The organism is Herbaspirillum sp. CF444 (assembly GCF_000282135.1).
In the GTDB taxonomy this organism is placed as follows: domain Bacteria; phylum Pseudomonadota; class Gammaproteobacteria; order Burkholderiales; family Burkholderiaceae_D; genus Herbaspirillum.
The window spans coordinates 40,673-62,682 of the sequence record NZ_AKJW01000018.1; the positions used below are offsets into that span (position 1 = coordinate 40,673).

At 61.2% G+C, this 22,010-nt stretch carries 20 protein-coding genes; 11 read left to right on the plus strand and 9 right to left on the minus strand.

Annotation, left to right across the window (positions count from 1 at the left end):
* Positions 1-102: 102 nt before the first annotated feature.
* A complete protein-coding gene (locus PMI16_RS03780; RefSeq protein ID WP_007876584.1) occupies positions 103-750 on the plus strand; it encodes a VTT domain-containing protein in 648 nt (215 codons plus the stop codon).
* Positions 751-795: 45 nt separating this feature from the next.
* Here PMI16_RS03780 and PMI16_RS03785 read toward each other — a convergent pair whose 3' ends face one another.
* From PMI16_RS03785 to tsaE, 3 genes are all read right to left on the minus strand, one after another.
* Positions 796-2,502, minus strand: a complete 1,707-nt coding sequence (locus PMI16_RS03785; protein WP_157212515.1) for a methyl-accepting chemotaxis protein — start codon at positions 2,500-2,502, stop codon at positions 796-798.
* 419 nt (positions 2,503-2,921) lie between these two features.
* Positions 2,922-4,265 (minus strand): N-acetylmuramoyl-L-alanine amidase, encoded by a 1,344-nt coding sequence (locus PMI16_RS03790; RefSeq protein WP_007876588.1) that lies wholly within the window; start codon positions 4,263-4,265, stop codon positions 2,922-2,924.
* Complete coding sequence (tsaE, locus tag PMI16_RS03795) at positions 4,229-4,723, minus strand: tRNA (adenosine(37)-N6)-threonylcarbamoyltransferase complex ATPase subunit type 1 TsaE (protein WP_007876589.1); 495 nt, start codon at positions 4,721-4,723, stop codon at positions 4,229-4,231. Before tsaE ends, PMI16_RS03790 begins: the two co-directional genes overlap by 37 nt.
* 37 nt (positions 4,724-4,760) lie before the next feature.
* Between tsaE and queG the strand changes: the two genes are divergently transcribed.
* Positions 4,761-5,837: a tRNA epoxyqueuosine(34) reductase QueG gene (queG, locus tag PMI16_RS03800; RefSeq protein WP_007876591.1), complete on the plus strand. Its 1,077-nt coding sequence runs from the start codon at positions 4,761-4,763 to the stop codon at positions 5,835-5,837.
* Positions 5,838-5,875: 38 nt separating this feature from the next.
* On the plus strand, positions 5,876-8,311 hold the full coding sequence (locus PMI16_RS03805; protein WP_007876593.1) for a penicillin acylase family protein: 2,436 nt from the start codon (positions 5,876-5,878) through the stop codon (positions 8,309-8,311).
* 106 nt (positions 8,312-8,417) lie between these two features.
* Here PMI16_RS03805 and PMI16_RS03810 read toward each other — a convergent pair whose 3' ends face one another.
* Positions 8,418-9,152, minus strand: coding sequence for an SDR family oxidoreductase (locus PMI16_RS03810; RefSeq protein WP_007876595.1), 735 nt, complete (start codon positions 9,150-9,152; stop codon positions 8,418-8,420).
* 98 nt (positions 9,153-9,250) lie between these two features.
* Here PMI16_RS03810 and PMI16_RS03815 point away from each other — a divergent pair, with 98 nt between their 5' ends.
* Positions 9,251-10,165: an AraC family transcriptional regulator gene (locus PMI16_RS03815; protein WP_007876597.1), complete on the plus strand. Its 915-nt coding sequence runs from the start codon at positions 9,251-9,253 to the stop codon at positions 10,163-10,165.
* A gap of 52 nt (positions 10,166-10,217) precedes the next feature.
* Here the strand turns inward: PMI16_RS03815 and PMI16_RS03820 are convergent, their stop codons facing one another.
* From PMI16_RS03820 to PMI16_RS03830, 3 genes are read right to left on the minus strand one after another with little or no spacing between them, the layout of a single operon-like run.
* A complete protein-coding gene (locus PMI16_RS03820) occupies positions 10,218-11,108 on the minus strand; it encodes an AEC family transporter (protein ID WP_007876599.1) in 891 nt (296 codons plus the stop codon).
* Positions 11,109-11,117: 9 nt separating this feature from the next.
* The gene (locus tag PMI16_RS03825) at positions 11,118-11,708 is read right to left on the minus strand and encodes a response regulator transcription factor (protein ID WP_007876602.1); all 591 of its coding nucleotides are present in this window, start codon (positions 11,706-11,708) and stop codon (positions 11,118-11,120) included.
* Between the two features lie 51 nt (positions 11,709-11,759).
* On the minus strand, positions 11,760-13,775 hold the full coding sequence (locus PMI16_RS03830) for a PAS domain S-box protein (RefSeq protein WP_007876603.1): 2,016 nt from the start codon (positions 13,773-13,775) through the stop codon (positions 11,760-11,762).
* Positions 13,776-13,971: 196 nt separating this feature from the next.
* On the opposite strand from PMI16_RS03830, the gene PMI16_RS03835 reads away from it, so the two are divergent.
* The 3 genes from PMI16_RS03835 to PMI16_RS03845 all read left to right on the plus strand — a co-directional run bounded on the left by PMI16_RS03835 (position 13,972) and on the right by PMI16_RS03845 (position 16,938).
* Positions 13,972-14,976, plus strand: coding sequence for a TRAP transporter substrate-binding protein (locus PMI16_RS03835; protein WP_007876604.1), 1,005 nt, complete (start codon positions 13,972-13,974; stop codon positions 14,974-14,976).
* Positions 14,977-15,100: 124 nt separating this feature from the next.
* Complete coding sequence (locus PMI16_RS03840) at positions 15,101-15,661, plus strand: TRAP transporter small permease (RefSeq protein WP_193365716.1); 561 nt, start codon at positions 15,101-15,103, stop codon at positions 15,659-15,661.
* The gene (locus PMI16_RS03845) at positions 15,658-16,938 is read left to right on the plus strand and encodes a TRAP transporter large permease (protein WP_007876606.1); all 1,281 of its coding nucleotides are present in this window, start codon (positions 15,658-15,660) and stop codon (positions 16,936-16,938) included. The genes PMI16_RS03840 and PMI16_RS03845 overlap by 4 nt, the downstream gene beginning before the upstream one ends.
* A 383-nt stretch (positions 16,939-17,321) precedes the next feature.
* Here PMI16_RS03845 and PMI16_RS03850 read toward each other — a convergent pair whose 3' ends face one another.
* Positions 17,322-17,969 carry a VOC family protein gene (locus tag PMI16_RS03850; RefSeq protein WP_007876607.1) on the minus strand — a complete coding sequence of 216 codons (648 nt, stop codon included), beginning with the start codon at positions 17,967-17,969 and terminating at the stop codon, positions 17,322-17,324.
* An 81-nt stretch (positions 17,970-18,050) separates the two neighbouring features.
* Here PMI16_RS03850 and PMI16_RS03855 point away from each other — a divergent pair, with 81 nt between their 5' ends.
* The 4 genes from PMI16_RS03855 (at position 18,051) to plsY (ending at position 20,784) form a co-directional block, all read left to right on the plus strand.
* Complete coding sequence (locus PMI16_RS03855) at positions 18,051-18,548, plus strand: methylated-DNA--[protein]-cysteine S-methyltransferase (RefSeq protein ID WP_007876608.1); 498 nt, start codon at positions 18,051-18,053, stop codon at positions 18,546-18,548.
* Entirely contained in the window at positions 18,538-19,551 is a 1,014-nt protein-coding gene (gene xerD / locus PMI16_RS03860; RefSeq protein WP_007876609.1) for a site-specific tyrosine recombinase XerD, read from the plus strand. The genes PMI16_RS03855 and xerD overlap by 11 nt, the downstream gene beginning before the upstream one ends.
* A 62-nt stretch (positions 19,552-19,613) precedes the next feature.
* Entirely contained in the window at positions 19,614-20,108 is a 495-nt protein-coding gene (gene ybaK / locus PMI16_RS03865) for a Cys-tRNA(Pro) deacylase (RefSeq protein WP_007876610.1), read from the plus strand.
* A 67-nt stretch (positions 20,109-20,175) separates the two neighbouring features.
* Complete coding sequence (plsY, locus tag PMI16_RS03870) at positions 20,176-20,784, plus strand: glycerol-3-phosphate 1-O-acyltransferase PlsY (RefSeq protein ID WP_007876612.1); 609 nt, start codon at positions 20,176-20,178, stop codon at positions 20,782-20,784.
* 66 nt (positions 20,785-20,850) lie between these two features.
* On the opposite strand, the gene tsaD is transcribed toward plsY, so the two are convergent.
* Positions 20,851-21,882 carry a tRNA (adenosine(37)-N6)-threonylcarbamoyltransferase complex transferase subunit TsaD gene (gene tsaD / locus PMI16_RS03875; RefSeq protein ID WP_007876615.1) on the minus strand — a complete coding sequence of 344 codons (1,032 nt, stop codon included), beginning with the start codon at positions 21,880-21,882 and terminating at the stop codon, positions 20,851-20,853.
* Positions 21,883-22,010: the final 128 nt, after the last annotated feature.

The following is a 22,010-nucleotide window of genomic DNA, read 5'->3' on the forward strand; positions in this document are numbered from 1 at the left end:
GAGTAGTGTATGATTCCGGCGCAGCATAAAAGCGTAACGAAGCGTAATAAATAGTCGGTAACAGAGGCTTTCCGCGTTGGCCGCGATCAATGAAATGAGTGTATGGATTACTTGCAGTTACTGGATGTGCTGTTGCATGTCGACAAGTCCCTCGGCATCCTGATAGAGCAATACGGCACGATGATTTATGTGGTGCTGTTCCTGATTATCTTTTGCGAAACCGGCCTGGTCGTTCTGCCGTTTCTGCCAGGCGATTCCCTGTTGTTCATTGCCGGCACCTTTTGCGCCACCGGCGCGATGAACATCTGGCTGCTGATGTTCCTGCTGGTGGTCGCGGCCGTCACCGGCAATACGCTTAATTATTGGATCGGCAGCGCGATCGGACACCGCGTCTTCACGCACAATTATCGCTGGCTCAATCCGGAAGCGCTGGCCAAAACCCATTCCTTCTACGAAAAGCACGGCGGCAAAACCATCATCCTGGCGCGCTTCACGCCCATCGTCCGCACCTTCGCACCGTTCATTGCCGGCGTGTCGGAAATGACCTTCATCAAATTCCAGTTCTTCAACATCGTCGGCGCCTTGCTCTGGGTGGTCGGGCTCGTGCTGTTCGGCTACCTGTTCGGCAATTTGCCGTGGGTGCGCCAGAATCTCAACACGCTGGTGCTGATCGGCATCGCCGCCGCCATCCTGCCGATCGTGCTGGGCGGCTTGTGGCAGTTCTATCGCAAATTCGGCAGACGCAAATAAGCCTGCCGCTATAAGCCTGCCGCTGCGGGGCGTCATCCCGGTCGCTTAGAATTCCTGCCAGTGTGCGTCGCCGCCGCCGGGGGTATTCGTCTTGTTTCCCTCCAGTTTTCTGGCCGGCGTCATGCCGACCGTCGACGGCCGCGGCGTGATGTCGCGTGTCGGACGCACCGATGTCGTCATGGCTGGGGGCTCGCCGATCAGCTGGCGTTCGTCCAGCTTGAAGACGCCGACCACCTGCGCCAGATGGCTGGCCTGATCCTGTAATGACTGCGCCGCTGCGGCTGCCTGTTCGACCAGCGCGGCGTTCTGCTGCGTGGTCTCGTCCATCTGGGTGATGGCGAGGTTGATCTGTTCGATGCCGTCGCTTTGTTCCTGCCCGGCCGAGGTGATCTCGCCGACGATATCGGTGACGCGGCGCACGCTGGAGACGACTTCTTCCATCGTATTGCCGGCTTGCTCGACCAGCTTGCTGCCGTTGCCGACTTTTTCCACGGAGTCGTTGATCAGGGCTTTGATTTCCTTGGCGGCGGAAGCGCTGCGTTGCGCCAGGTTGCGCACTTCCGATGCCACCACGGCAAAGCCGCGGCCCTGTTCGCCGGCGCGGGCGGCTTCCACCGCCGCGTTCAGCGCGAGGATATTGGTCTGGAAGGCGATGCCGTCAATCACGCTGATGATGTCGACGATCTTCTTCGACGATTCATTGATCGATTCCATCGTGTGGACGACCTTGCCGACCACGCTGCCGCCCTGCATCGCCACTTCCGAGGCGGACACCGCCAACTGGTTGGCCTGGCGCGCGTTGTCGGCGTTCTGCTTCACGGTCGAGGTGAGTTGTTCCATGGCGGAAGCGGTTTCTTCCAGTGAACCGGCTTGTTGCTCGGTGCGCGAAGACAAGTCGAGATTGCCGCTGGCGATTTCGGTCGTCGCCGTGGCGATGGTGTCGGTGCCGCGCCGTACCTGGCGCACGATGCCTTGCAGGTTGTCGTTCATGGTCTTGAGCGCGCCCAGCAATTGCGCCGTCTCATCCTTGCCGCTGGTGTCGATGTCCGACGTGAGGTCGCCGGCGGCGACGGTTTTGGCGACCGCCACGGCGCGGTTGAGCGGCCTGGTGATGCTGCGCGTAATGGCGAAGGCGATGCAGCCGGACATCGCCAGGCCGATCGCGGCCAGTGCAATCAGCATGTTGCTGGCGTGCTGGTAATTGCGATCAACCTCTTCGCCTGAGGCCTGCATCATTTCATGTTGCTGTTTGATTAATTGTTCGACGGCGCCCATGTAGGCGCTCTGCACCGGGCGCACATCGGTGATGAGCAGATCGATCGCACCTTCTTTGGTGCCTTCGGCGACCAGCTTGAGCACTTGGTCGCGTTTTGCCAGATAGTTCTTTTGCGCCACCAGCAGATTGGCCAGCAACGTGCGGCTCTGGTCATCGGTCAGGCGTTTGTCGAGTTCGGCCAACTGAGCCTGGATGGCTTTCTCGGCGCCGACGATGCGGTCGCTTTCGCTTTTGATCTGCTGGGCATCTTTCAGCAGCAGGATGTTGCGCACCGAACGCGCGACCAGATTGATCTGGTCGATGATGTCGCCGGCGATGACCGTCTTGGGATATTTGTCATGGATGACGTCGTCCATCTGGCGGTTGAGCTGCGAGAGCCGGTTGATCCCGACGACGGCCATGGCGACCATCAGCAGCGTGAGCAGACCGAATCCGAGCCAGAGGCGGCTGCTGATCGTAATGTTGGCAATCTTCACGTGTTTCTCCCCTCTGTAAAACATGCAATGACAATGTTGCTGTTTGAAAAGAATCGGGTAGTACGACCTGCGACGTGATGAAAAATTTGAGTAAAGAATTTGAGCAAAGACTGCCGCTGCGAGCGCCGGGCTGCTCTTCCATCATTGTTCATGGATGAGCAAGAAGCAAATTAAATAGCGCGCGCGGCTTGAACGCGACGTCAGTGAGGCCTCGGGATTATCATACGATCACCGGCCGGGTTCGCCATGCGGGGAAATGACGTGCTTATGCCGATCTGTTTGCAATAAGTACGCTCAATCGTTTCAAATCGATTACGTGAAAGAAATATGCAAGACCGGGGGAGGGGGAGAAAAACTCCCGATGCGAGGACATCGGGAGCATGACGGAATCAAGGGCAGCAGCGGCCGCGGTCTGGAAATCAGGTCAGTTTGTTCTTGGCCAGCGGCGGATTCTTGGAGAAGTACTTCTTGATGCCGGTCATGATGGCGTCGGCCATGTCATCCTGATAACTGTTGTCGGTAAGCTTGGCTTCTTCTTCCGGATTGGAGATGAAAGCGGTCTCGATCAGGATGCTCGGGATGTCCGGCGCTTTCAGCACGGCGAAGCCGGCTTGTTCCACCGCGCCCTTGTGCAGCTTGTTGATGCCGCCGATTTCCCTGAGCACGGCGTTGCCGATGCGCAGGCTGTCGTTGATCTGGGCGGTGGTCGACAAGTCCAGCAAGACGCTCGCCAATTGCTTGTCGTGGGTCTTGATGTTGACGCCGCCGATCATGTCCGCAGCGTTTTCCTTGTTGGCGAGCCAGCGCGCAGCGGTCGAGCTGGCGCCTTTTTCGGATAGGGCGAACACCGACGAGCCGCGCGCGGTCGGTTGCACGAAGGCGTCGGCGTGGATCGAGATGAACAGGTCGGCCTGCACCTTGCGCGCCTTTTGCACGCGCATGCCCAGCGGCACGAAGAAGTCGGCGTCGCGGGTGAGCATGACGCGCATGTTGGGCTGTTCTTCGATTTTTTTCTTGAGGCGCTTGGCGATCGACAGCACCACGTCTTTTTCGCGATTGCCGCGGCTGCCGATGGCGCCCGGGTCCTCGCCGCCATGGCCGGGGTCCAGCGCGATGGTGATCATGCGCGTCAGTTGCAGCTTGGTGTCGTCCTGCGGCCTGGCCTTGGTGACCTGCGGGTCGTCGTCCTGCGCCGGCGCCGCAGATTTCGTATCGGGTTTGGCATCGGCCAGCGGCGGTTTGATCTCGGTCTGCTGATCCTTGGGCCAGTTGCCTTTCTGGATCAGCGCGGCGATCGGATCGGGCGGGTTGGCCGGATACAGGTCGATGACGAAGCGGTATTTGTATTCGCCGACCGGTTCCAGCGTAAACACCTGCGGCTTGATTTCATCCTTGAGATCGAACACCAGGCGCACCACGCTGGGGCGGTTCTGGCCGACGCGGACTTGCTTGATGTAGGGATCGTTGGGCTGGATCTTGGCGACCAGGTCCTTGAGCGTCGAATTCAGGTCGATGCCCTCGATGTCGACCACCAGGCGTTCCGGATTCTTGACGATGAAATGGGTGACTTTGAGGTCGCTGTCGTTCTCCAGCGTGACGCGGGTATAGTCGTCGGACGGCCATACGCGCACCGCCAGAATTTGCGATGCCAGCGCCGGCATGGGAGTCAATACGGAGACGAGGAGCGTGCCGCCTGCCTTCAGGATGGTGCGGCGAGTCTTGGACTTCAGAGATTTGGTGCGAATTTCAGTCGAGCGAGGCATTGATGACCCTTGTCAGACAACGCCCGTAATTCTACATCACGTCCGTGTCCTGCAACCGTTAGCGAGATATGGATGTCGGGGGCGGGCAACACTGGTTCGCCTTTTTCCGGCCATTCGATGATGCAGATGCTGTTTTCGTTGAAATGTTCGCGAAAACCCGCTTCCAGGAACTCTTCCGGACTGGCCATGCGGTAGAGGTCGAAGTGGATAACGGTTACCATGCGGTCTGCGAGCTTGACCGCATAGGGCTCGGCCAGCGTGTAAGTCGGGCTTTTGACCCGGCCTTCATGGCCGGCGGCGTGCAGCAGCGCGCGTGTCAAGGCGGTCTTGCCGGCGCCGAGGTCGCCATGCAGGTAGATCGCCATGCCCGGTTCCAGCACGTGCGCCAGCGCGGTGCCCAGCGCGGCGGTGCCGGCTTCGTCCTGCAAGTGCGTGTGGTGGATGTGATCGGGCGACATAGAAGAGGGCTGTAAAAATTTTGTTTGAAATGAATCAATGACCGACCTTGCAGCACTTGCCGACATCATCAAAGCCTGGGGGCGCGAACTCGGGTTCGCCGACCTGCGCATTGCCGACGTCGACCTGTCGCATCGGGAAGCCGGTTTTCAGGCGTGGCTCGACAAGGGCTACCACGGCGAGATGGATTATATGGCAAGCCACGGCATGAAGCGCGCCCGCCCTGCGGAACTGGTGCCGGGCACGGTGCGCGTGATCACCGCGCGCATGCCCTACCTGCCGCGTGCGACGTCCCCCGACTGGCGTGAACGCGAGGAAGCGCGCGGCGCCGACGGCAGCGCCGCCGTGGTCTCGCTGTACGCCCGCGGCCGCGATTACCACAAGGTGTTGCGCGCTCGCCTGCAGCAACTCGCCGGCCGCATCGAAAACGAAATCGGCTCCTTCGGCTATCGCGTCTTCACCGACTCGGCGCCCGTGATGGAAGTCGCGCTGGCGGAAAAATCCGGCCTCGGCTGGCGCGGCAAGCACACCTTGCTGCTCAACCGCGAAGCCGGCTCCATGTTCTTCCTCGGCGAACTGTTCACCGACCTGGCGCTGCCGGTCGACGAGCCGGTCACGCCGCATTGCGGCCAGTGCAGCAGCTGCATCGACGTCTGTCCGACCCAGGCCATCGTCGCGCCTTACGAACTCGATGCGCGCCGCTGCATTTCCTATCTCACCATCGAGCTCAAGGGCAGCATCCCGGTCGAACTGCGCAGCCTGATCGGCAACCGCGTCTACGGCTGCGACGATTGCCAGCTGTATTGCCCGTGGAACAAGTTCGCCCAGACCTCGACCCTGCCCGATTTCGATGCCCGCCACGGCCTCGGCAGCGCTTCGCTGATCGCGTTGCTGAACTGGAGCGAAGACGACTTCAATCGCAACACCGAAGGCAGCGCGATTCGCCGCATCGGGCACGAGCGCTGGCTGCGCAACATGGCGGTCGGCCTCGGCAACGCCGCCGGCACGCACAAGGGCGACCCGCAGATCGTTGCGGCCTTGCAGGCGCGCCTCGCGCATCCCTCCGAACTGGTGCGCGAACATGTCGAATGGGCGCTGGAGCGACATTCCTTGTAAAGTGTCGTCTCCACAAAAAACAAAGATGGAGACAAGAGATGTCAAAACTGAAACCACTCTCGCTGGCCTTGTTGTTGACTGGTTGCGCCGCGATGTCGCTCGCGCATGCGGCGGCCGATGGTGCCGCCACCGAAACCCTGCGCGTCCCCGGCCTGTACAAGAAAGCCGAAATCCTCATCGACAAATGGGGCGTGCCGCACATCTACGCCGCCAGCCAGACCGACGCCTTCTTCGTGCAAGGCTTCAACGCCGCGCGCGATCGCCTGTTCCAGATCGACCTGTGGCGCCGCCGCGGCCTCGGCCAGCTGTCGGAAGTGTTCGGCCCCGCGTATGTTGCGCAAGACCAGGCCACGCGCCTGTTCCTGTATCGCGGCGACATGCAGCGCGAATGGGATTCCTACGGCAAGCAGTCGGAACGCGTGGCGACCGCCTTCGTCGCCGGCATCAACGCCTACGTCGATTTCGTCACCGCCCATCCGGAGCGCCTGCCGTATGAGTTCAGGCAACTCGCCTATCTGCCCGCCAGATGGCGCCCGGAAGACGTGGTGCGCATCCGCAGCCACGGCCTGACGCGCAATCTCAGCAGCGAAGTGGCGCGCGCCAACGTTGCCTGCAAGGCCGATCTCAAGTCCGATGAAATCCGTTTCGGCCTGACGCCGAAATGGGAGGCGATGATGCCGGAAGGCCTCGACCCCTGCCTGCCCAAGGATTTGCTCAAGGTGTTCCAGCTGGCCACGCAAGACGTCAAGATCACCAAGGACAGCCTCAACGCGCGCGCCGACGATCACGGCGACAGCATCCGGATTGCCGCCGCGGAAAATCTCGAAGAAACCATGGAGGGCAGCAACAACTGGGTGGTCGCGCCATCGAAGTCCGCCACCGGCCGCGCCATCATGGCCAACGATCCGCATCGCGCCTATTCGGCGCCGTCGCTGCGCTACATCACGCACCTGAGCGCACCCGGCATGAACGTCATCGGCGCCGGCGAACCGGCCTTGCCGGGCGTCTCCATCGGCCACAACGGCACGATCGCGTTCGGCCTCACGATTTTCAACATCGATCAGGAAGACCTCTACGTCTACGAGCTCAATCCCGACAACCCGAACGAATACAAATATCAGGGCAAGTGGGAGCCCTTCACCGTGTTGCACGAGCAGATCGAGGTCAAGGGCGGTGCACCGGCCTCCGCCGATCTGAGCTTCACGCGCCACGGTCCGGTGATCTTCGTCGAGAAGGAAAAGAATCGCGCCTTCGCCGTACGATCAGGCTGGCTGGAGCCGGGCATGTCGCCGTATTTCGGCAGCATCGACTACATGCGCGCGAAGAACTTCGACTCCTTCAAACGCGCCATGCTCAACTGGGGCGCACCGACCGAGAACCAGGTCTATGCCGATGTCAAAGGCAACATCGGCTGGGTGCCCGGCGGCCTCGCGCCCAAGCGGCCGAACTGGGACGGCCTGCTGCCGGTGCCGGGCGACGGTCGTTACGAGTGGGCCGGGTTCTGGCGCGGCGATCAACTGCCGTCGACCTACAATCCGAAGCAGGGCTGGTTCGCCTCCGCCAACCAGATGAACCTGCCGGACGACTATCCGTATCGGGAGCGCAAGCTCGGTTTCGAATGGACCAACAACTCGCGCTTCACGCGCATCAGCGAAGTGCTGGCATCCCTGAAAAAAGTATCGCTGAAGGATTCCATGCGTTTGCAAAACGACGACTTGTCGATCCCGGCACGCCGCCTCGCGGCCTTGCTCAAACCGTTGACTTCCTCCGATGCGCAGACGCAGGCCGCACTCAATGTATTCAACGGCTGGGACTATGTCGAACGCGTCGATTCGCCGCAAGCCGCCTTGTATGAAGTCTGGCTCACGCGCCATCTCGGCAAGGCCTTCAAGGATGCCGTGCTGAGCAAGGAAGCGGCCGCTGCCATGGGCGCACCCGATGTCGCCGTCGTGCTCGACACGCTGGAGCAGCCGCAGACACAGGTACGTCTGGGCGCCAATGCCGCCGAAGCTGCAAAGAAGCGCGACGACATCATGCTGACCAGTCTCGGCGGCGCGTATGCCGAGATGGTCAAGCTGCAAGGCGACGACGCCGGCAAATGGCAATGGGGCAAGCTGCATCACAACCTGATGGAGCATCCTCTGGCCGGCGTGGTGGACGAGGCGATGCGCGCGAAGCTCAACGTTGGTCCGTTGCCGAAACACGGCGGCGCCTATTCGCCGAACCAATCGACTTATCGCCCGAGCGATTTCCGCCAGACCAACGGTCCGTCGTTCCGCGTGGTGGTCGACGTCGGCAACTGGGACAACTCGGTGGCGGTCAATTCACCAGGCCAATCGGGCGATCCGGACAGTCCGCATTATCGCGACCTGGCCGACAAGTGGCTCAACGGCGAATACTTCCCGCTGCTGTATTCGCGCAAGGCGGTGGAGAAGGCGACGACGCAGAGGATCGTTCTGGAACCTGCTCGGTAAGATCCTGGGCGTGCGTTCATCGGCAAGACACTGTCGTCCCGGCGAAAGCCGGGACTCAGTGTCTTGACTGGCGGCCGACACACGCCGCCGTCGACATTCAACCGGCTCAGATCAATGCCACGGCGTCGGCTCCGGCCGCAATGCGAAGCGGTGCTGCGGCATCGGTCGCCGCACGCCACACGGCCTCGCTCACGTCTTGCGCGTGTGTGATTTCCGACGATTGTCCCCATGCCTCAAAGACGCGTTGCGCCAGGTCGGCATATGCCTCGGGGATGCTGTTTTGCATGCGTGGCCGGGCGTTTTCACCGAAGCTGGTTTCTGGCGCTCGTCCCGGCAATACCAGGCTTACGCGCACATTGAATTGCCGCAGCTCCAGCGCCAGGGATTCAGTGAACGCGTTGATCGCGGCCTTGCTTGCGGTGTACACGGCAAGCAGCGGCAGCGGCTTCAAGGTCACGCTGGAGGTGACGTTCACGATTACCCCGGCCTTGCGTTGCCGGAATTGCGGCAGCACGGCCTGGGTCATTGCGATGGCGCCGAGGGTGTTGGTCTCAAAGACTGCACGTGCAGTGTCCATCGTCGTGCCTTCGAGGGCGCCCAGCACGCCTATGCCGGCGTTGTTGACCAGCACGTCGATCGGCCCTGCGGCTTCTACTGCGCGACGAATGCTTTCTGCATCGGTAACATCAAGGGGCAGCATGCGCAAACGCTCGGAAGCCGGCAGCAGGTCTTCGCGCAGGGTGCGCATCGTGGCGATGACTTGCCAGTCGCGTTCGAGGAAGTAACGAGCGGTATCAAGGCCGAAGCCGGACGAACATCCGGTGATCAGGACAGTTTTCATGCGAATTCCTGTAATTGGTGACGGTGAGGGCATGATAGGCCGTCAATGCAGGACCTGCTACAATCAAAAGTCCATTATTCATTCGCAAGAGTCTTGTCATGGCCGGCCCTGTCGATCCGCTTGCCGAAGTCGTCACGCTGCTTCGTCCCGAGGCCCCATTCTCGAAAGTCGTCAGTGGCATCGGCCGCTGGAACGTGCGTCGAGCGGAATTCGGACAGCCTTTCTATTGCGCGATCGTGGAAGGATCCAGCCGCCTGGCCGTTGACGGGCAAGAGTCGCTCTTGCTGCGGGAGGGCGATTTCGTTCTGATTCCAGCGGCGCGTGGTTTCACCATGTCGAGCCTGGAGCCGACCACCGCCGAAGACGTCGACACGCCGCCCGTCGTGTCCCCCCATGGCGAAGCCAGGCTTGGTGGCGCGGACGGTCCGCCTGACGTGCGCTTCTTGGTGGGGCACTGCATCTTCGGTTCGCCGGACGCGGCGCTGCTGGTGTCTTTGCTGCCGCAACTGGTGCTGGTGCGCGGCGAGCCTCGGCTGGCGACGCTGGTGAAGCTCGTCGGCGATGAATGCCGTGCATCGAGGCCCGCGCGCGAGGTCGTCCTGGCGCGTCTGCTGGAAGTCCTTTTGATTGAAGCGCTGCGCTCCACGGCAGGCACTGCGGCGTCGCCGGGTTTGCTGCGCGGACTTGCCGATGCCCGGCTGGCGCTGGCGATACGGAGGATGCACGAAATCCCGGCCGCGCCGTGGACGGTGGCGCAACTGGCCAGAGAGGCCGCACTCTCCCGTTCGGCGTTCTTTGAGCGATTTCGGCGTGCTCTCGGTGTCGCCCCGATGGAGTATCTGCTGGCCTGGCGCATGGCCCTGGCCAAGAACATGCTGTGCCGCGAAGACGTCGGTATCGCCGAGGTGGCTGCGCGCGTGGGTTATAGCTCCGCCAGCACTTTCAGTGTCGCCTTCACGCGCCACGTCGGTTTGCCGCCAGCGCGATATGCGCGCGAGCACGCGGCGGCGTGAGGAGCAATTCCCATGATACGAATGGATTCGTTTGAGGTTTTTCCAGGCGCGCCTAGTGCACCAGCGTCAGCCAGAACGGAATCGTCACCGCCGACACCAGCGTGCCGAGCGAAATCAGGAAGGCCGTCACCGGTCCGTTGCCGCCCATGCGCGCGGCGAGGATGTAGCAGCTCGAGGCCGTCGGCAGCGAGCAGAACAGCACGACGATCTGCAGTTGCAGATCCAGCAGCCCGATCCAGCGTCCCAGGCAATAGGCCACAGCCGGCACGGCCAGTAATTTGATGGCCGTGAAATACGCCGACATCAGTTTGCCTTCGCGCATGCCCGACAAGCGCAAACCTGCGCCGACCATCAGCAGGCCGGTTGCAATGGAGGCGCTGCCCAGCCGCGACAGTACGGCGCCGGCGACTTCCGGCAAGGTCAGGCCGCAGATGCTGAACAACAGGCCCGAGCCGGTGGCGATCAGCAATGGATTTTTGCCGAGTTCTTTAAGCAGATTGCCGTTGCGATGCGCCAGCGCATGCACCGCCGCCATATTGCAGAGCGGCACGCCGAAGCCGATCAGCAAGGCCATCAGGCCCACGCCTTCTTCGCCGGCCAGGCGCGAGGCGATCGCCAGCGCGATGTAGGAGTTGAAGCGGAAGGCCGTCTGCATGCCCGATTCGTAGGTCATCGGGCTGGCCTTGATGAAGGGTTTGCCTATCCATGTCAGCGCAATGCCCGCCAGCAGCGACAACACGCCGACCTGCAAAAACTTGCCGGTGGTCTCCAGATGCAATTGCAAACGCGCCGTCGAGTAAAACAGCAGTGCGGGGAACAGCAGGTAGTAGACCAGTTTTTCCATGCCGGTCCAGAAGTCGTCGCCCCAGTTGGTGATGCGGTAAATCACCACGCCCATCAGGATGAGCGAAAAATCGGGGAGGAGAAGCGAAGCAACTTGCATGGTGTCTTTTTACTTGAGCAGACGCGCCAGTTCGACCGCGGTCTTGACGTTCATCTTGTCGAAAATATGAGCACGATGGACTTCCACCGTGCGCATGCTGATTCCGAGTTCGTCGGCGATGATCTTGTTCATCTTGCCGGCGAGGATCAGGTCGAGCACTTCGCGCTCGCGCGTCGACAGCGCTTCAAGCCGGGCACGCACGGCATCCTGTTCGCCGGTTGCCAGCGAGGCCGTTAGCGCCTCCAGCACGCGATCCATCAGCTGGTTGTCGTTGAAGGGTTTTTCAAAGAAATCGAAGGCGCCGTTCTTGAGCATGTCGACCGCCATCGGCACGTCGCCGTGGCCGGTCAGGAAAATCACCGGGCGTCGCCGCGTGATGCCGCGGTCCTTCAATGCATCGAACAACGCCACGCCGCTCTGGTCGGGCATGCGCACGTCCAGCAGGATGCATTCGCCTTGCGGGTCGAGCTCGCGCGTCTGTTCCATCGCCGCCAGGAACTCGGCGCCGCTGGCATAGGCGGTCGCCGCGATGGCGCGCGATTGCGCCAGCCATGTGAGCGAATCGCGAATGATTTCTTCGTCGTCAACAATGTGCAGCATCGGATGAGTGAGTTTGCGACGCTCTGCCTTGGCGGGCGTCTTTGTTTTTATTCAATTGGCGGAGCCCTGCGCAGGCAGGGAGAAGCGGAAGATTGTACCTCCTGTGGGATTGTTGGCATAGGTCAGCGTGCCGCCGTGGAATTCGATGGTGGTGCGGCAGATGTTCAGGCCCATGCCCATGCCCTCGGCCTTGGTCGAGAAAAACGGTGAAAACAGGCCGGCCGCCACCTCGGGCGGAATCCCGTGGCCCTGGTCGATGACGGAGACGATGATAGCCTGCTGGCTCGATTGCGCCGACGAGGTGTTGCGATCCAGCGCCGCGGAGATGCGCAGGATGCGGCGCTCCGGCGCGATCGCCGCCATCGCCTGGATGGCGTTGCGGGTCAGGTTCAGCAGCACTTGTTCGAGCAGCACGGCGTCGCCCAGCACGTTCGGCAGGTTGACGGGGATGGCGGTCTGCAGCACCACCAGGAATTGCTGCGCCTGCAGTTCGATCAGCGGCGTGACGTTGTCGACGATGTTCTTGATCGAAATCGGCTGGCGTTCCGGTTCGCGTTTCTTGACGAACTGATGCACGCTGCGGATGACGTTGCCGGCGCGTTGCGCCTGGGTGTTGATTTTCTCCAATGCGGGTTGCAGCGAGGTCGGGTCGAGCGCGCCGTTCTGCATCATGTTGAGCGCGCCGGTGGTGTAGCTGGAGATGGCGGCCAGCGGCTGGTTCAGTTCATGCGCCAGCGTCGAGGCGAGCTCGCCCATGCTGGCCAGGCGCGCGCTGGCTTGCAGTTTTTCTTCCTGCATGCGGTTGAGGTCTTCGGCGCGCTTGCGATCGCTGATGTCGAGGATGGAACCCATCCAGCCGGTCTGCTTGCCGTTCTGGTCCACCAGCGGCGATTCGAAAATCAGTACCGGAAAACGTTCGCCGTCGATGCGTTGGAAGATGGTTTCGAATTGCGGCGTGACGCGGCCGGCCAGCACGTTGGAGAAGCGCTCCTGATATTCGTCCATGGCTTCCGGCGCCCAGTAGGGCATCGGCGGGATCTTGCCGACCAGCTCGTCGGCGGCAATCCCGACCATTTTGCAGAAAGCCGGGTTGACGTAGGTGATGCGGCCTTCCAGGTCGCGCGCGCGCATGCCGGTCACCAGCGAGTTTTCCATCGCGCTGCGGAAAGAGACTTCGTTGACCAGCGCATCTTCGGCCGTCATGCGCCGGTTGATGTCGCGCCACAGCGCCCACAGGCTCCACAGCAAGCCCAGCGACAGCACGATGACCGAGCCGACCAGCAGGTTGGGCAGCAGCTTGGGCGCGCTCTTGGTGCTGTTGGTGTGCAGTCGCAGGGTCAGTCCCGGCAACTCCAGTTCGCGGCGATGGGTGTAGACGTTCAGGCCGGGACCGCCGGCGGTGCGGCGCGCCACGACTTTGTCGTCGGTGTCGGTAAGGACGATTTCGTTGTCCTGGGCAAACCACCACGGCACCATTTCGTTGAGCACGCGCGAGACCGAATAGCTGGCGACCACGCTGCCGATGTAGTGGTTGTCGCGAAACAGCGGGATGTGATAGTCCATCAGGACCGGCTCGGCGATGCCGGGCGGCACGGCGGGGGCGCTGTACATCGGGCGGCGGATGATGCGCGCGTTGTGATCGGTTTGCTGCGATTGTTCGGACAGGCCGTTGCGCGCTACCGGGAAATCGTCGGTCGAGGCGACTGGGTGGCCGTCGGCATTGAACCAGGTGACGCGGTAGAACTCGCGGTTGTTGCGCAGCAGCGCGTTGAGACGGATGCGGAACTGGTCTTTCTTCAAGCGATCATTGATGATTTCACGACCGATCAGCCGCATGCTTTCATCGTCGCGGCTCAACTGGAAACGGATGGCCTGTTCAACCCAGAGCGAGTCGGCGATCAATTGCTCCTGCCGTTCGCTGGACTCCATCTGCTGCGCCTGGCGCGGCAACCAGATCAGCGTCATGAGGAATAGCAGCACCAGCAGGATGGGCATGACCCAGCGCAGCAGATGGCGGCGTCCGGGAGACAGCAAATGAGAGGGCGAAGAAATGTGCGGCGAGGTCATGGCGCCCAGTTTGGCATTGAAGATGAAGTGCGCCTAGTTTAGCGTGCTTATGGCGCGCCGGGAGGGTGGCGCCGGATGATGCGGCGCATCATGCAGATTGTGGTTATCCACACTTGTGGGGTGATTTCTTCATGGCAAAATGCGCTCAAGTCAGAATTGCGGCTACCTATTTCTATAACCATAAAAGGGGACAACAATGAAACTCAAATCGTTGGTATTTGCGCTTTCCGCGGCAACCATCATTGCCGGCAATGCATTCGCGCAAGCGCCCATTCTGATTAAATTCAGTCACGTCGTCGCCAACGACACGCCCAAAGGCAAGGCCGCCGAACGCTTCAAGGAGCTGGCCGAGAAAGCCACCAAAGGCCGCGTGAAGATCGAGGTCTATCCGAACAGCACGCTTTACAAGGACAAGGAAGAACTGGAAGCGCTGCAACTGGGCGCCGTGCAGATGCTGGCGCCGTCGCTGGCCAAGTTCGGTCCCTTGGGCGTGAAGGAATTCGAAGTCTTCGACCTGCCCTATATTTTCCCGAACAAGGAAGTGCTGTATCGCGTGACCGAAGGCCCGATCGGCAAAGACCTGTTCAAGAAGCTGGAGCCGAAGGGCATCACCGGCCTGGCATACTGGGACAACGGTTTCAAGGTCATGTCGGCCAACAAGCCGCTGCACGTGCCGGCTGATTTTCGCGGCCTGAAGATGCGCATCCAGTCGTCCAAGGTGCTCGACGCGCAGATGCGCGCGCTGGGCGCGAATCCGCAAGTGCTGGCCTTCTCCGAGGTGTATCAGGCGTTGCAGACCGGCGTGGTCGACGGCACCGAGAATCCGCCATCGAACCTCTATACCCAGAAGATGCATGAGGTGCAGAAGCACGTGACCGTCTCCGATCACGGCTACCTGGGTTATGCGGTCATCGTCAACAAGAAGTTCTGGGACGGCTTGCCGCCTGACATCCGCACCGCGCTCGAAGGCGCGATGAAGGACGCCACCAAGTACGCCAATGCCATTGCGCAGCAAGAAAACGATTCAGCGCTGGCCGCCGTGCAAAAGACCGGCAAAACTACGATCTATCGCCTCAACGACAAGGAAAAAGTCGAATGGCGCAAAGCCCTGGCGCCGGTGCAAGCGCAAATGGCCGACCGTATCGGTAAGGACCTGATCGCGGCAGTGAACAAGGAAGCGGCTGCGCTGGGTCAGAAGTAAGTCGTAAATCGGGTCAGAAATAAGAATGTTCCAAGAACTGCCGGCGCAGGGCATTGCCCTGCGCCGGGAAAAAATACTGACAGGGAAGGGCAAGTTTTACTTCCCCCACTGAGGAGACACGATGCTGAAATTTCTCGACCACTTGGAAGAGTGGATCATTGCAACGCTGATGGCGACGGCGACCGTCATCATCTTCATCGCGGTGGTGCACCGCTATGCCTCCGGTTTGCCGATTCCCTGGCTGCAGGACGAACTGATCCAGTTGAACACCAGCTGGGCGCAGGAGCTGTGCATCTACATGTTCGTATGGATGGCCAAGTTCGGTGCGGCTTACGGCGTGCGCACCGGCATCCACGTCGGCGTCGACGTGCTGATCAATCGCATGAGCGCGCCATGGCGCAGCAAGTTCGTGGTGTTCGGACTGCTGGCCGGCGCCTTGTTCACCGGCATCGTCGGCACGCTGGGCGCCGAGTTCGTCTGGGAAATCAGCCAGCATTCGAGCACCTCCGAAGTCCTGGAGCTGCCGATGTGGATGGTCTACATGTGCGTTCCCCTGGGTTCTTACCTGATGTGCTTCCGTTTCCTCCAGGTGGCCTGGGCCTTCATCAAGACCGGTGAATTGCCCAAGCACGACCATACCTACGTCGAAGGTCTGGACGAAGAAATCAGCGGAGGAAAAGCATGAACGCAGCCATCATTTTCATCCTGCTGTTCGGCCTGATGCTGACCGGCATGCCGGTCTCGATTTCGCTCGGCCTGACCGTCTTGACCTTCCTGTTCACGATGACGGACGTGCCGATCCAGTCGGTGGCATTGAAGTTGTTCACCGGAATCGAGAAGTTCGAAATCATGGCGATTCCGTTCTTCATCCTGGCCGGCAATTTCCTGACGCACGGCGGCGTGGCGCGCCGCATGATCAACTTCGCCACCTCCATGGTCGGTCACTGGCACGGCGGCCTGGCGCTGGCCGGCGTCATGGCATGCGCCTTGTTCGCCGCGGTATCCGGCTCGTCGCCGGCAACCGTGGTGGCGATCGGCTCGATCATCCTGCCGGCGATGGTGCGCCAGGGCTTCCCGAACAAGTTCGGCGCCGGCGTCATCACCACCTCGGGGGCATTGGGCATCCTGATCCCGCCGTCGATCGTGATGGTGATGTATTCGGTGTCGACCAATACTTCGGTGGGAAAGCTGTTCATGGCCGGCGTCGTGCCGGGCCTGATGCTGGCGTTCCTGCTCGGCCTGACGACCTGGTACCTGGCGCGCAAGCACAACTATCCGCGTCTGCCGAAGGCAAGCTGGGCCGAGCGCGCGGTGGCTTTTCGCAAGAGTTTCTGGGGCCTGTTCCTGATCGTCATCGTGATGGGCGGGATCTATAGCGGCGTGTTCACGCCGACGGAAGCGGCCGCGATGGCGGCGGTGTATGCGTTCATCATTGCGGTGTTCGTCTACAAGGACATGAGCCTGAGCAAGGTGCCCAAGGTCTTGCTGGATTCCGCTTCGATGTCGGCGATGCTGCTCTATATCATCACCAACGCGGTGCTGTTCTCCTTCCTGGTGACCAGCGAAAACATTCCGCAGGCGATGGCGGCGATGATCACCGACAGCGGCCTGGGGCCGATCGCTTTCCTGCTGGTGGTGAACGTGCTGCTGCTGCTGGCCGGCAACGTGATGGAGCCGTCGTCGATCGTGCTGATCATGGCGCCTATCCTGTTCCCGGTGGCGATGAAGCTGGGCATCGATCCGGTGCACTTCGGCATCCTGATCGTGGTCAACATGGAAGTCGGCATGTGCCATCCGCCGGTAGGCCTGAATTTGTACGTGGCGTCCGGCATCACCAAGATGGGCATCACCGAGCTGACCGTGGCGGTCATGCCGTGGCTGCTGACGATGCTGGCGTTCCTGGCCCTGGTGACCTATGTGCCGCAGATTTCGCTGTGGTTGCCGAATCTGGTGTTTGACTGACAAAATGCCGCCGGAGCCTGCGGATGGCGGCTTCCGGCGGCGAGTTTGTTTTTTTGAAATATTGCCAAAAAGTATGTTTTCGATTTGCGCAAAAAGTACTTTTAATGCGGGACAAGTACTGTTAAAGTGCGACCTTCGTCTGAAAAGACATCGGAATTTTTAGTCGCAGCTTAGTAACGATGTTGTTGTCGGTCATGCTTTAAAAAACGGAATTTAAAGTGGGTGATACATAACAAACGGTATTAATACCGAGGATACTGAGGAGACGTGGGTTCAAGAGACTGTTGAAACGGCCGGAACGCACAGGGGTTAGTTTGAGGCGCATCGCGAGATGCGCCTTTTTTATTTCCGGGGCCGGATTTGTCGCCAGGCAGCGTCGGCATTCATCCCGACAGGCCGAGCGGATGCATTCCGGTCGGGGTCTGTATCAGCGCCAGCAGGTGCGGCGTCTGGCCCGGCGCCGGGCGATGCATGGCGACGTGGCTTTGCAGGCCGATCAGCTTGAGGTTTTCGGTGATGACGTCGGCCTCGGGATGGAAACCTTCCAGCTTCACCAGCGAGCAGCCCTGGTCCGGCATGTCGTCGGTCGGATGGCTGGAGGTGTTCCATTGAATCAGGCTGGGCATGACGCCGTTCATCACCGGTTTGCCGTCAAGGGGAATGGTGATGCGCCACTGCAGCGCGCCGCGGCTCATGTCTTCGACCGGGCCGAGCGGGATTTCGGAAGCCGCTGCGGCGGCATCGATGTCGTCGGTGCGCACCACCCAGCTCGCCAGGCGCGGCTTGCTGCCGGCGGGCAGATGATCCAGGCCGAACCAGCGGGCGCGTTCCGCCGGCGGCGCCGACGGGTTGACGGCAATCACTTCCAGATAAAATCCGCGTCCCAGTTTCAGCAGGGCATTATGGGTGCCGATGCGGGCATGTTCGCCGCCGGCCCGCGGCGAGACGCCCAGCGTTTGCTCGATGTAGGCGACCCCCTCGGCGAGCGTCGGGGCGGTGATGACAAGGTGATCGGCGTGGCTGACTGGCATGGGCGTAGTGTTCTTCTGTTGGATTGGCAGGGACCGGCGACGATGTGCTTAAATAGCGTATTCCATTTTTATGTCTGAATGATGAAGAATACCCAGGCGGGCGATATTTTTTCTGCCATCGTACACGTACCGTTCGGCGGGGTCGGCATTCGCACCTCGGCGGGCGTGATTCTGGAAATGGTGTACCTGCCCAAGCACTTCCGCGAAAAAGACGCCACCGATGCGCTGGCCGACAAGGCCGCGAAGCAGATTCTGCGTTACATCGACAAGCCGGACTACAAGTTCAAATTGCCGCTGGCCGAGGTCGGTTCGGAATTCCAGCGCAAGGTCTGGACGGCGATTTCGTCGATTCCCCGTGGCGAAGTGCGCACCTACGGCCAGATCGCCAAGTTCATCCAGTCGGCGCCGCGTGCAGTCGGACAGGCCTGCGGCGCCAACTGGTTTCCATTGGTCGTTCCCTGTCATCGCGTGACCGCATCGGGCGGATTGGGGGGCTTTTCGCATCATGACGATGAGGACGGTTTTCCCCTGAGCGTGAAGCGCTGGCTGCTGGCGCACGAAGGCGTCGATGGCTACTGAAGCAGACAAGACCGTCAAGCCCCGCAAATCCGCCAAGCCTGCCCAGACCGCCAAGCCCGCGTCGAAATCGCGCAAGACAGCCGCCGGCAAGGCGCCCAAGGTCGAGGCCACCGGCGCCAGCCTGGCCGCCATCGACGAGTTTTGCGACACCTTGTGGCTGGAAGACGGTCTCGCCAAGAATTCGCTGGAAGCTTACCGGCGCGACATGACGCTGTTCGCACACTGGCTGCAGACGCAGCGCCACAAGGATTTGCTGGCCACAACCGCGGACGACCTCAACGCCTATTTCGCCGCGCGCCATGCCGACACCAAGCCCAGCTCGGCCAATCGCCGGCTGGCGGTGCTCAAGCGTTTCTTCCTGCTGGCGCTGCGCCAGAATCGCATCACCGAAGATCCCTGCCTGCGCCTGCGCTCGGCCAAGCAGCCGCCGCGTTTTCCCAAGGTGCTGTCGGAAGGCCAGGTCGAGGCCCTGCTGGCGGCGCCGGACGTATCCACGCCGCTGGGCCTGCGCGACCGGACCATGCTGGAGCTGATGTACGCCAGCGGCTTGCGCGTGTCGGAGCTGGTGTTGCTCAAGTCGGTGGAAGTCGGCATGAACGAGGGCGTGCTGCGCATCACCGGCAAGGGCAATAAAACGCGCCTCGTGCCTTTCGGCGAAGAAGCGCGCAGCTGGATCGAGCGCTACCTGCGCGACGGCCGTCCGCAGATCCTGGAAGGCCAGATCGACGACGCCTTGTTCGTCACCGCGCGCGGCGGCGCCATGACGCGCCAGATGTTCTGGACGCTGATCAAGAAATACGCGTTGCAAGGCGACATCCGCGCACCGTTGTCGCCGCACACCTTGCGCCACGCCTTCGCCACGCATCTGCTGAACCACGGCGCCGATTTGCGCGTGGTGCAGTTGCTGCTGGGACATGCGGATATTTCCACCACCCAGATCTATACCCACGTGGCGCGCGAGCGGCTGAAAAAACTGCACGCCGAACATCATCCTCGTGGTTGAGCGGTCAGCGGTAAAAGTGGTGGCATAATGTGCGCCAACTCAGGGTTCCGCAAGCGTATTAAATGAGCTCCAGAAAAGACCACATCTCCGAAACTCCCGCCACGCAGTTCCTGCGCAAGCAGGGCGTTGCCTTTACCGAACATCCTTACGCTTACGAAGAGCACGGCGGCACCAGCGTGTCGGCGCGCGAACTGGGCGTGGACGAGCACAGCGTGGTCAAGACGCTGGTGATGCAGGACGAGGCCGCCAAGCCCATGCTGGTGCTGATGCACGGCGACCGCAAAGTCTCGACCAAGAACCTGGCGCGCCAGATCGGCTGCAAGTCGGTGGAGCCCTGCAAGCCCGAGGTGGCCAACCGCCATTCGGGTTTCCTGATCGGCGGCACCTCGCCGTTCGGCACGCGCAAGGCCATGCCGGTGTATGTCGAAGGCAGCATCCTTGAATTGCCGAAGATTTACATCAATGGCGGGCGTCGCGGTTTCCTGATCGGCATCGCACCGGAAGTGATCGTCAAGGTCTTGCCCGGCAAACCTGTACACTGCGCGCTGGAAGAATAAGCAATCCAAAGCCGCTGCAATACAGAGGCGGCATAGAGAAGAAAACAAGAGAGTAAAAGAGGAACAGATGAATACAGTATTGTTTGCAATTGCAGCCTACCTGATCGGCTCCATTTCCTTCGCGGTCGTCGTGAGCAAGGCCTTCGGCTTGTCCGATCCGCGCACCTACGGTTCCAAGAATCCGGGCGCTACCAACGTCCTGCGCAGCGGCAACAAGAAAGCCGCCGTACTGACCCTGATCGGCGACGGTTTCAAAGGCTGGCTGGCAGTCTGGCTGGCCATGAAGTTCGGTCCGCAATACGGCGTCGACGACACCGGCATCGCGCTGGTGACGATCGCGGTCTTCTTGGGTCACCTGTGGCCGGTGTTCTTCCGCTTCGTCGGCGGCAAGGGCGTGGCGACCGCGCTGGGCATCCTGCTGGCGCTCAATGTCTGGCTCGGCGTCGCAACGTTGGTGACCTGGCTGGTGATCGCCTACGCCTTCCGTTACTCCTCGCTGGCGGCGCTGATCGCCAGCGTGTTTGCACCGTTCTATTACGGCTTGCTGTTCGGCAGCGCCGACGGCATCCTGCTGGCGGTGCTGGCAATGAGCGCCTTGCTGATCTATCGCCATCGCAAGAACATCGCCAATCTGCTGGCCGGCAAGGAAAGCAAGATCGGTTCGAAGAAGAAGTAAATGTTTCCCCGGATGTGAAAAAGCCCGGTTCATGCCGGGCTTTTTTCATGCGCCAAAGAATCCGATTCAGGCCTGGATACGCAGTTCATCCAGCGGCCAGCGCGGTCGCACGCTGAAGGCATAATCGCGTTTGGCGGCTTCGGGGTGTTCCTGCAAGCGCATGGCGCCGGCGAAGGCGATCATCGCGCCGTTGTCGGTGCAGAACTCCAGCTCCGGATAAAACACCTGATAGCGGCGCTTTGCCGCCGCAGCGTTCAGGGCCTCGCGCAACTGCTTGTTGGCGCCGACGCCGCCGGCGATCACCAGGCGCTTCATGCCGGTGTGCTTGAGCGCATTCATGCACTTGGCGACCAGCACGTCGACGATGGCGTCGACGAAGGCGCGCGCGATGTTGGCCTTGTCCTGTTCGCAGATGTTGGTGGTCTGGTTCTTGACGACGGTCAGGACGGCGGTCTTGAGGCCGGAAAAGCTGAAGTCGAAGTTCTTGGAGTGCAGCATCGGACGCGGCAACTGATATGCGCCGGGGTCGCCGAATTCCGCCAGTCGCGAAATCGCCGGTCCGCCCGGATAGCCGAGGCCGAGCAGCTTGGCCGATTTGTCGAAGGCTTCGCCGGCGGCGTCGTCGAGCGTTTCGCCGAGCAGTTCATATCGACCGACGCCGTCCACGCGCATCAATTGCGTGTGACCGCCCGACACGAGCAAGGCAACGAATGGAAATTGCGGCGGATTGGACGACAGCAGCGGCGACAGCAAATGGCCTTCCAGGTGATGCACGCCGACCACCGGCTTGTCCAGCGACAGAGCAAGTCCGCACGCTACCGACGCGCCGACCAGCAGCGCGCCGGCCAAGCCGGGACCTTGCGTGTAGGCGATGGCGTCGATATCGTTGCGGGCGATGCCGCTTTTTTCGAATACCTGCCTTAGCAAAGGAATGGCGCGCCGCACGTGATCGCGCGAGGCCAGCTCGGGGACGACGCCGCCGTATTCCTCGTGCATCGCGATTTGCGAATGCAGGGCGTGGGCGAGCAGGCCTTTTTGCGTGTCGTATAACGCCAGGCCGGTTTCATCGCAGGAAGATTCGACACCGAGAACTATCATTGCAGCAGGGAAAACAGTGAGAACGCTGATGCGTCCGAAGGCGCTATTGTAAAGGAAAGGCGCCTGCCGCCCCGGCAGCGGACAATGAATCGTGCTTGGTGTACCCTTGCGCACATGAAAAATGAGAG

Excerpts from the sequence above, each read along its gene's own strand:
- tsaE (WP_007876589.1), bottom strand. The coding sequence starts at position 4,723 with ATGTCGCCCGATCACATCCACCACACGCACTTGCAGGACGAAGCCGGC.
- ybaK (WP_007876610.1), top strand. The coding sequence starts at position 19,614 with ATGAGCTCCAGAAAAGACCACATCTCCGAAACTCCCGCCACGCAGTTC.
- PMI16_RS03855 (WP_007876608.1), top strand. The coding sequence starts at position 18,051 with ATGAAGAATACCCAGGCGGGCGATATTTTTTCTGCCATCGTACACGTA.
- PMI16_RS03850 (WP_007876607.1), bottom strand. The coding sequence starts at position 17,969 with ATGCCAGTCAGCCACGCCGATCACCTTGTCATCACCGCCCCGACGCTC.
- PMI16_RS03790 (WP_007876588.1), bottom strand. The coding sequence starts at position 4,265 with ATGCCTCGCTCGACTGAAATTCGCACCAAATCTCTGAAGTCCAAGACT.
- PMI16_RS03815 (WP_007876597.1), top strand. The coding sequence starts at position 9,251 with ATGGCCGGCCCTGTCGATCCGCTTGCCGAAGTCGTCACGCTGCTTCGT.
- tsaD (WP_007876615.1), bottom strand. The coding sequence starts at position 21,882 with ATGATAGTTCTCGGTGTCGAATCTTCCTGCGATGAAACCGGCCTGGCG.
- PMI16_RS03810 (WP_007876595.1), bottom strand. The coding sequence starts at position 9,152 with ATGAAAACTGTCCTGATCACCGGATGTTCGTCCGGCTTCGGCCTTGAT.
- xerD (WP_007876609.1), top strand. The coding sequence starts at position 18,538 with ATGGCTACTGAAGCAGACAAGACCGTCAAGCCCCGCAAATCCGCCAAG.
- PMI16_RS03830 (WP_007876603.1), bottom strand. The coding sequence starts at position 13,775 with ATGACCTCGCCGCACATTTCTTCGCCCTCTCATTTGCTGTCTCCCGGA.
- PMI16_RS03845 (WP_007876606.1), top strand. The coding sequence starts at position 15,658 with ATGAACGCAGCCATCATTTTCATCCTGCTGTTCGGCCTGATGCTGACC.
- PMI16_RS03835 (WP_007876604.1), top strand. The coding sequence starts at position 13,972 with ATGAAACTCAAATCGTTGGTATTTGCGCTTTCCGCGGCAACCATCATT.
- PMI16_RS03780 (WP_007876584.1), top strand. The coding sequence starts at position 103 with ATGGATTACTTGCAGTTACTGGATGTGCTGTTGCATGTCGACAAGTCC.
- plsY (WP_007876612.1), top strand. The coding sequence starts at position 20,176 with ATGAATACAGTATTGTTTGCAATTGCAGCCTACCTGATCGGCTCCATT.
- PMI16_RS03820 (WP_007876599.1), bottom strand. The coding sequence starts at position 11,108 with ATGCAAGTTGCTTCGCTTCTCCTCCCCGATTTTTCGCTCATCCTGATG.
- PMI16_RS03825 (WP_007876602.1), bottom strand. The coding sequence starts at position 11,708 with ATGCTGCACATTGTTGACGACGAAGAAATCATTCGCGATTCGCTCACA.
- PMI16_RS03805 (WP_007876593.1), top strand. The coding sequence starts at position 5,876 with ATGTCAAAACTGAAACCACTCTCGCTGGCCTTGTTGTTGACTGGTTGC.
- queG (WP_007876591.1), top strand. The coding sequence starts at position 4,761 with ATGACCGACCTTGCAGCACTTGCCGACATCATCAAAGCCTGGGGGCGC.